This is a genomic window from Pricia sp., from assembly GCF_041745955.1.
GTDB lineage: Bacteria > Bacteroidota > Bacteroidia > Flavobacteriales > Flavobacteriaceae > Pricia.
In genome coordinates this window covers 1-7320 of sequence record NZ_JBGTHY010000215.1, presented here as the reverse complement: position 1 = coordinate 7320, position 7320 = coordinate 1, and the positions used below count along the sequence as shown (strand labels likewise).

Annotated in this window: 6 protein-coding genes and 1 pseudogene; 5 read left to right on the top strand and 2 right to left on the bottom strand. The window is 47.0% G+C overall.

What is annotated here, in order from left to right; all coding sequences use genetic code 11:
* Nucleotides 1-16 precede the first annotated feature (16 nt).
* Complete coding sequence (locus ACEW8S_RS07745; protein ID WP_373517591.1) at nucleotides 17-811, bottom strand: SDR family oxidoreductase; 795 nt, start codon at nucleotides 809-811, stop codon at nucleotides 17-19.
* A 32-nt stretch (nucleotides 812-843) separates the two neighbouring features.
* On the opposite strand from ACEW8S_RS07745, the gene ACEW8S_RS07740 reads away from it, so the two are divergent.
* The 5 genes from ACEW8S_RS07740 (at nucleotide 844) to ACEW8S_RS07720 (ending at nucleotide 6653) form a co-directional block, all read left to right on the top strand.
* A complete protein-coding gene (locus ACEW8S_RS07740; protein WP_373517590.1) occupies nucleotides 844-1896 on the top strand; it encodes an o-succinylbenzoate synthase in 1053 nt (350 codons plus the stop codon).
* Nucleotides 1887-2861 carry a lysostaphin resistance A-like protein gene (locus tag ACEW8S_RS07735; RefSeq protein ID WP_373517589.1) on the top strand — a complete coding sequence of 325 codons (975 nt, stop codon included), beginning with the start codon at nucleotides 1887-1889 and terminating at the stop codon, nucleotides 2859-2861. Before ACEW8S_RS07740 ends, ACEW8S_RS07735 begins: the two co-directional genes overlap by 10 nt.
* On the top strand, nucleotides 2833-3972 hold the full coding sequence (locus tag ACEW8S_RS07730) for an AMP-binding protein (RefSeq protein WP_373517588.1): 1140 nt from the start codon (nucleotides 2833-2835) through the stop codon (nucleotides 3970-3972). Before ACEW8S_RS07735 ends, ACEW8S_RS07730 begins: the two co-directional genes overlap by 29 nt.
* A gap of 66 nt (nucleotides 3973-4038) precedes the next feature.
* Nucleotides 4039-5385, top strand: a complete 1347-nt coding sequence (locus tag ACEW8S_RS07725; protein ID WP_373517587.1) for a M24 family metallopeptidase — start codon at nucleotides 4039-4041, stop codon at nucleotides 5383-5385.
* 59 nt (nucleotides 5386-5444) lie between these two features.
* Nucleotides 5445-6653 carry a multidrug effflux MFS transporter gene (locus ACEW8S_RS07720; protein WP_373517586.1) on the top strand — a complete coding sequence of 403 codons (1209 nt, stop codon included), beginning with the start codon at nucleotides 5445-5447 and terminating at the stop codon, nucleotides 6651-6653.
* Between the two features lie 18 nt (nucleotides 6654-6671).
* Here the strand turns inward: ACEW8S_RS07720 and ACEW8S_RS07715 are convergent.
* Nucleotides 6672-7320 (bottom strand): annotated as a pseudogene (locus ACEW8S_RS07715) (acetyl-coenzyme A synthetase); the annotation flags it as partial.

Here is a 7320-nt window from a genome sequence, read left to right as displayed (position 1 = left end):
CGCTATTGGTTCAATTTCAGGTAACCTTCCGCCCCGAAACGACCTTGTGTAAAAGTGTAGGAAAAAATCGTTTCAAATACACTCCGAAAACTTCCTTTTGGCCCATATAGACCTCAAATTTTTCACGTGCGACGGCACGGATGATTTTTTGCGCAGCGACCGCCACGGGAATACCGTTCGCAATGGATTCGCTATCCTCGTTTTTCGGACTGCCATCGCCCTTGAGCGCGTTTATGGCCACATTGGTACGCACAAAACCCGGGCAGACCATGGTTACACCGATGTTGTCTGACTCATGTTCCATTCGCAGGGCATCGAAAAATCCGTGTAAGGCGTGCTTTGCAGCACAATAACCGGAGCGTTGGGGCGAAGAAAACTTGCCCATCAAACTACTGATAGTAACGAAATAGCCTTTTTGACGTTCCACAAAATGGGGGAGCACCGCCTTTGAGAGGGCGACCGCTCCAAAGAAATCCACGTCCATAATCCGCTTGAAGACCCCCAAATCGGTATCGATAATCAACGAACGTTGGCTGATGCCCGCGTTGTTGATCAATATATCGATGCTGCCAAAAGCGGATTGTGCGGCTATGGCCTTTTCGGGCAACGCATCGAAATCCGAAACATCCAACGGAACGACCCTCACGTTTTCCGGATGGGCACATTGTTTTTGGACCCTTTCGAGTGCATCCTTTTTTCTGGAGGATAAGATCAATTTACAGCCTCGCTCGCTCAGGGCATAGGCCAAAGCCTCACCGATACCCGATGATGCGCCGGTAATCCATATTGTTTTGTTTTCGATTGTCGCCATACTTGAAATATAGTTAAATTTGCGGCCATTGTATGAAAGCCTCCTATAAAAAATATATTCTCGATTTTAAAATTCCCAGCGGAACTTCGCGTGGGGTGCTCCGTCAGAAGGAGACTTGGATTTTAATTTTAGAGGAAAATGGTCGATACGGCATCGGCGAATGTGGACTTTTAAAGGGATTGAGTTTCGATGATGTCGATGGATATGAGGAAAAATTGAAGTGGGCCTGCAAAAACATCGATTTGGGAAAGGATGCTTTGTGGGGCGCTTTATCCGATTTTCCCAGCATCCAATTCGGGATGGAGCAGGCTTTTTTATCCCTGCAATCCGAAAATCCCTTTGTGCTTTTTGCATCCGACTTTGTGGAAAAGGGAAGTCCAATCCCCATTAACGGATTGATCTGGATGGGCAACGAGGGGTTTATGCACGAACAGATCGAACAAAAATTGGCTGGGGGTTTCCGATGTATCAAAATGAAAATTGGGGCCATCGATTTCGGGAAGGAGATTTCTTTGTTGGCATCCATCCGAAAAAAATATTCCAAAGAACAGATCGAACTGCGGGTCGATGCCAATGGCGCTTTTGAACCTTCCGGGGCCCTTGAAAAACTACAAAGATTGGCGCAATTCGATCTACATTCCATAGAACAGCCCATTCGGCAAGGCAATCCCGAAGCCATGCGGCATCTTTGCGGGGCAACCCCGATTCCTATAGCTCTGGACGAAGAGTTGATCGGCGTAACGAATGTAACGGAAAAGCAAAATCTGCTACAAACCATAAAGCCGCAATACATCATTCTCAAACCAAGTTTTATAGGCGGATATCGGGGAAGTGAGGAATGGATCGATCTGGCCGAAAATCAGGAAATCGGATGGTGGATCACCAGTGCCCTGGAAAGTAATATCGGCCTGAACGCCATCGCACAATGGACGTACACGTTACGTAGTCAAATGCCACAGGGATTGGGTACGGGAAGTCTGTACACCAACAATTTTGAAAGTCCGCTTGAAGTAGAGAACGGCAAATTGTTTTATAAAGAGAACAAAAAATGGGAAACCGATTTAATTGAGAAATTATGTATATAGCGCAGGCGTACAAGGGTTTAAGTGAGTCATGGAGATATGTTGTGGGTCTTTTGGCCGTATTCTTTTGTTGGCAAATTTTGGGCGGTGTTCCGTTGATTGCAGCCCTCTTACTAAAAGCAGATTCAATATCGGTGCTGGCGAGCGGTGATCTTGGGGCGATGGCCAAGGTATTGGGATCGAATCCATTTTTATTTCTAATTCTTTTGACCTTTGCGATTGGACTGCTGTCGCTGTTTGCGTATGTGAAATTTGTGCATAAACAAAGTATAACACAATTGACGACCTCCAGAAAGAAAATCGATTGGGGAAGAATACGAATGGCTTTTGCGTTGTGGACGGTAATATCTACGGTTTTCATTATCATCGATATCCAACTTTCACCAGAAGATTATGTTTTCAACTTTAAACTTGAACCGTTTCTGGTCCTGGCGTTAATTGCCCTAATTATGATACCCATTCAGACCAGTATGGAAGAATATTATATGCGGGGCTATATGATGCAAGGTTTGGGCGTAATGGCCAAAAATAGATGGCTTCCGTTACTGGTCACCTCGTTGCTTTTCGGATTGGCACACCTTTTCAATCCCGAGGTAGAAAAATTGGGCTATGGTATTTTGATTTATTATATAGGTACCGGTTTTTTTCTGGGGATACTCACCTTAATGGACGAAGGCCTGGAACTTGCTTTGGGCTTTCATGCAGCCAACAATCTTACGGTGGCACTGCTCGTCACCACCGATTGGACGGCTTTTCAGACCGATGCCCTCTACCGTGATATTTCGGAGCCTTTTTTAGGATGGGATGTTTTGGTGCCGGTTTTTGTAATTTATCCCATTTTACTATTTATATTCTCACGAAAATATAAATGGTCCAACTGGAAAGAGCGCCTGACCGGTAAAGTACCCTCAAAGGAAATCTTCTTAGCACAGCACACCGATGAAACCACGTTACCGGAAAATCCATAGCTATTTTAAACTCAACGGCATTTCGTTCTCCCGTGACGAACTCAAGGAGGTCGCGTACAGTTTAATAAAGGAGGGCGAGCCTTTCGAGAAAGAGATCGGTGACTTTCTGCTGGATTGGTTAGATGATACCCCCATGTTGCAAGTGCATACTTCAGGCTCGACCGGAAAGCCGAAGCCCATCATGCTACAGAAACGATATATGGTCAACTCCGCCTTGGCCACCGGCGAATTTTTTGGGCTGCAACCGGGCGATTCCGCTTTGCTTTGCCTGCCCGCAACCTATATTGCCGGTAAGATGATGCTGGTCAGGGCCATGGTATTGGGCCTGGAGCTGGATTATGTGACCCCTTCTTCAGATCCGCTTGACGGCGTATCCAAAACCTATGATTTTTGTGCCATGGTGCCGTGGCAGCTTGAAAATTCGTTGGATGCCCTTGGTCGGATTAAAATTTTGATAGTCGGGGGGGCACCGCTTTCGCAAGAAGTTCAAACCCAAGTCCAAGCCCGCCTACTGGCAGGGCAGGTTCAAAAAGCGCAAGTTTTCGAAACCTATGGGATGACCGAGACGATTACCCATATTGCCTTGAAAGAAATCAATGTCGGGTTAAGCATTGCTGCCGGGCAAGGTCGAGGTACAGTCGAACCCCAAACTCATACCCCACATTTCAAGACCTTGCCGAAGGTTACCCTATCGATCGACGAAAGAGGATGTCTGGTCATCGATGCCCCGAAAATAACAGATGTCCCCGTTGTAACGAACGATATGATCCATCTGATATCAGAAACCGAATTCGAGTGGTTAGGTCGTTACGATAATGTCATCAATTCTGGAGGTGTAAAGCTATTCCCCGAACAGATCGAGGCCCAGCTGGCAACTTTGATATCCTCCCGTTTTTTTGTAGTCGGACTTCCCGATAAAAAATTGGGACAAAAACTGGTCTTGGTAGTGGAAGGGGAGGTTGAGGAACGAAAATTGCTTCGGGAAATAAAATCCCAAACTGCCCTGAAAAAATTTGAGCTGCCAAAAAAAATCTATCAAGTAGCCGAATTTTTACAGACCGAAAGCGGAAAAATTCTACGGCATAAAATTGTAGCACGGATCGATGATTGATTTCAACAATTACCAAGCACCCGCGAAGTTAATTTTTTTGTTATTTGCATAGCGTAAACCCTTCCCATGAAAAAAATCATTCCGATCAGCTGTCTTTTAATTTTTCTATCCGCCAATGCCCAACGAATTTTGCCCGAAGTCGAAAGGGCCCGAGTTGTCGATGAGATTCTGGCTGATCGTTTTAATACTCTGCTACCGAAATTGATGGACGAAACGGACATCGATATGTGGGTGGTCATTTCCCGGGAATACAACGAAGACCCCGTTCTGCGTACGATGCTTCCCGCCACTTGGCTCAATGCGCGTAGAAGAACGATACTTTTGTTTTATAGGGATGCCGAGAGCAACACTTTTGAGAAGCTGGCGGTTGCCAGGTACAATGTCGGCGAAAACATAAAATCGGCATGGGACAGGGAAAAGGAGCCGGACCAGTGGAAACGTTTGATGCAGTTGATAGAAGTCCGAAATCCGAAGAAAATCGGATTGAACTTTTCCGAGGATTTCAATATCGCCGACGGCCTGGATAAAACGGATTATGAGGCTTTTATGGATAAGCTTCCGAAGAAGTTGCATAAAAATGTAGTTTCCGCCGAACCCTTGGCGGTGCGTTGGATCGAGACCCGTACCGAACGCGAGATGATTATCTATGACCAATTGGTCGATATCACGCATGATATTATCGCCGAGGCCTTTTCAGAAAAAGTGATTACCCCCGGTATCACGACAACTACTGAAGTGGAATGGTGGATGCGTCAAAAGGTGACCGATATGGGATTGGAAACCTGGTTCCACCCTACGGTCGATGTGCAACGCAGCCATGACGCCTTGGTCGGGCATCTCTATTCCTTCTCAGATCGCCCCGACGATACCGTAATCCTACCCGGTGATTTGGTACACTGTGATTTTGGGATTACCTATTTGCGCCTGAATACCGATTGCCAAGAACTGGCCTACGTTTTGAGACCCGGCGAAGAAGAAGCTCCGGAATTTTTGAGGGAAGGATTGAAGGCCGGAAACAAGGTACAGGATTTCCTCACCCAAAACATGAAAAAAGGTCGTACCGGAAACGAAATTCTGGCAAAATCATCGCAAGAAGCGAAGGCGGCTGGATTGCGACCCTCTATTTACACCCATCCTTTGGGATTATACGGCCACTCCGCCGGCACCACCATCGGCATGTGGGATTCCCAAAAAGGCGTAATGGCCGCCGATGGGGAAAGCTATCCTTTGAATCCGAATACCGTTTATGCTATTGAGCTGAACACCACTATAACCGTTCCCGAATGGAAAAGGGACATCCGAATCATGTTAGAGGAAGCGGGATTCTACGGCGAGGACGGCTTCCGATACGTTAACGGCCGGCAAACGGAATTAATTTTGATTCCTAGGGTAAAATCATATCAGAAAAAATAGTGCCCAACTAATCCTTCAATTCCACTTCAGTTGCGAATCCCTTGTACTACTTTTGCCGGATGCAAAATGAAAACGTAAAACCGAACTTCGAGTTTATCGCTTTGATGGCCTCTTTGATGTCAATCGTCGCCTTGGCGATCGATGCTTTGCTGCCCGCGATTTCGCATATCGGAATCGCCATAAACAGCCTGGATCCAACGGACAACCAGTTATTGATTACCATGATTTTTCTGGGATTGGGCGTCGGGCAACTCTTCTTCGGCCCGCTATCGGATAGTTTTGGTCGGAAACCCATCGTTTATATGGGATTTGGTCTTTTTACCGTGGCCAGTGCCATTTGCGTATTTGCACCCTCCTTAGAAATTATGATTATCGGGCGCATATTACAAGGCATAGGACTTTCGGCACCGCGTACGATTGCTATATCGATCATTCGAGATACCTATAAGGGCGATTACATGGCCAGGATCATGTCTTTCGTTACCGCGTTTTTCATCTTGGTGCCCGTGGTCGCCCCCGCTATCGGTAAATGGATTATGGATGCTTTTGGATGGGAAGCCATCTTTTATGTACAGCTCTTTTTTGCCCTGGTGGTCGCTATTTGGTTCTGGAAAAGACAGGTAGAAACCTTGAGGCCACAGTACAAGATTCCCTTTTCCGGAAGAGTCTTTGTAAACGGGCTAAGGGAATTTTTGAAATACAGGGAAACGATTGCTTTTACCTTCACCTCGGGCTTTATCACCGGAGCATTTTTGGTCTATCTCAGTTCGTCGCAGCACGTTTTCGAAGACCAATACGGACTGGCAGAGTCTTTTCCGTATATTTTCGCGGGACTTGCTTGTTCGGTAGGCTTATCGACATTTTTGAACGGTACACTTGTAATGCGTTTTGGGATGCGAAAGTTGGCCTTGATGGCACAGACGGCATTTTGCGCCATTGCGGTTACCTACGTTGTAGTTTTCTACGGTAGTCCGAACCCGAACGTGGCGGTTTTGGTGCTGTTTTTGTTCACCCAGTTTTTTTGCCTTGGCTTTTTATGGGGCAATTTTCGCTCCATTGCGATGGAGCCTATTGGGCATATTGCGGGCATTGGCGCGGCGATCAACGGGTTTGTTGCTACGGTAATGGCCGTACCGATTGCCTCTTATATCGGCAGTTTTGTACAGGATACGGTTTGGCCGATGTTCTTGGGCCTGGCCATCTGTGGATTGCTCTCTTTGGGGATTATGGTATTGGCACGGCGGAGTAGGGTGTTGGCTACAGCATAGGGGTGTCTCACGCTGCTGTTACAGCGAATTTTCCATAATTTCCTCGATGACTTCAGGGTTCAGCAAGGTGCTGGTATCCCCAAGGTCGGAAGTATCCTTTGAAGCGATTTTTCGGAGGATGCGCCGCATGATTTTGGCACTCCGGGTTTTGGGAAGTCCCGAAACGAATTGGATTTTATCCAACTTGGCAATCGGGCCGATATGTTCGGTAATCTGTTGGTTTATTTCCTTTCTGAGGTTGTCACGGTCCCTGCTTTCCCCCGTTCCCTTTAAGATGACGAAACCGTATAGTGCATTGCCCTTAACATCATGTGGAAAACCGACAATGGCGCTTTCCGCTACGGCGGGATGCTCGTTGATGGCATCCTCAATGGGGGCGGTGCCTAAATTGTGTCCAGAAACGATAACCACATCATCGACGCGGCCGGTGATGCGGTAGTAGCCTACGGCATCCCTAAGGGCGCCATCCCCTGAAAAATACATATCCTTATAGGCCGAAAAATAGGTGTCCCGATAGCGTTCGTGGTTGCCCCAAATGGTACGGGCCATTCCCGGCCAAGGAAATTTGATGCAAAGGCGGCCATCTACCTTGTTGCCCTTGAGTTCATTGCCTTCCTCGTCCATTAGTGCGGGTTGAATGCCGATAAAGGGTAGGGTGGCATAGGTG

Bases quoted from the DNA above. Each gene is read 5' to 3' on its own strand.
- ACEW8S_RS07745 (WP_373517591.1), bottom strand. From the start codon at position 811: ATGGCGACAATCGAAAACAAAACAATATGGATTACCGGCGCATCATCG.
- ACEW8S_RS07740 (WP_373517590.1), top strand. From the start codon at position 844: ATGAAAGCCTCCTATAAAAAATATATTCTCGATTTTAAAATTCCCAGC.
- ACEW8S_RS07735 (WP_373517589.1), top strand. From the start codon at position 1,887: ATGTATATAGCGCAGGCGTACAAGGGTTTAAGTGAGTCATGGAGATAT.
- ACEW8S_RS07725 (WP_373517587.1), top strand. From the start codon at position 4,039: ATGAAAAAAATCATTCCGATCAGCTGTCTTTTAATTTTTCTATCCGCC.
- ACEW8S_RS07720 (WP_373517586.1), top strand. From the start codon at position 5,445: ATGCAAAATGAAAACGTAAAACCGAACTTCGAGTTTATCGCTTTGATG.
- ACEW8S_RS07730 (WP_373517588.1), top strand. From the start codon at position 2,833: ATGAAACCACGTTACCGGAAAATCCATAGCTATTTTAAACTCAACGGC.